Source organism: Paraplanobispora siamensis (assembly GCF_016863175.1).
GTDB classification, from domain to species: Bacteria; Actinomycetota; Actinomycetes; order Streptosporangiales; family Streptosporangiaceae; genus Planobispora; species Planobispora siamensis.
This window is the reverse complement of record NZ_BOOJ01000164.1, coordinates 1-561: the sequence shown is the minus strand read 5'-3', so window position 1 is coordinate 561 and position 561 is coordinate 1. Positions and strand designations below refer to the sequence as shown.

Below are 561 nucleotides of genomic sequence, written 5' to 3'. Positions count from 1 at the left end.
TTGTCGAAGCGCATGCCCTCGGTGAGCTCGAGCTCCAGGCCGAAGGTGTTGCTCTCCTCGACGGTGATGACGCCTTCCTTGCCGACCTTGTCCATCGCCTCGGCGATCATCTCGCCGATCTGGGCGTCGCCCGCGGAGATGGAGGCGGTGGAGGCGATCTGCGCCTTCGTCTCCACATCCTTGGCCAGCTTGGACAGCTCCTCCGAGACCCGCTCGACCGCGGCCTCGATGCCCTTCTTCAGCGACATCGGGTTGGCCCCGGCCGCCACGTTGCGCAGACCCTCGCGCACCAGCGCCTGGGCCAGCACCGTGGCGGTGGTGGTGCCGTCACCGGCGACGTCATCGGTCTTCTTGGCGACTTCCTTGACGAGCTCGGCCCCGATCTTCTCCCACGGGTCCTCCAGCTCGATCTCCTTGGCGATGGAGACACCGTCGTTGGTGATGGTGGGGGCGCCCCACTTCTTCTCCAGCACGACGTTGCGGCCCTTGGGGCCCAGGGTCACCTTGACCGCGTCGGCGAGCTGGTTCATGCCGCGCTCAAGACCGCGACGGGCGTCCTCC

Annotated in this window: 1 protein-coding gene; it reads right to left on the bottom strand. The window is 67.4% G+C overall.

Going from position 1 to position 561, the window contains the following annotated elements; all coding sequences use genetic code 11:
* Positions 1-561 (bottom strand): TCP-1/cpn60 chaperonin family protein (locus Psi01_RS43035; RefSeq protein WP_275424668.1); only part of this gene is annotated, 561 nt, incomplete at both ends.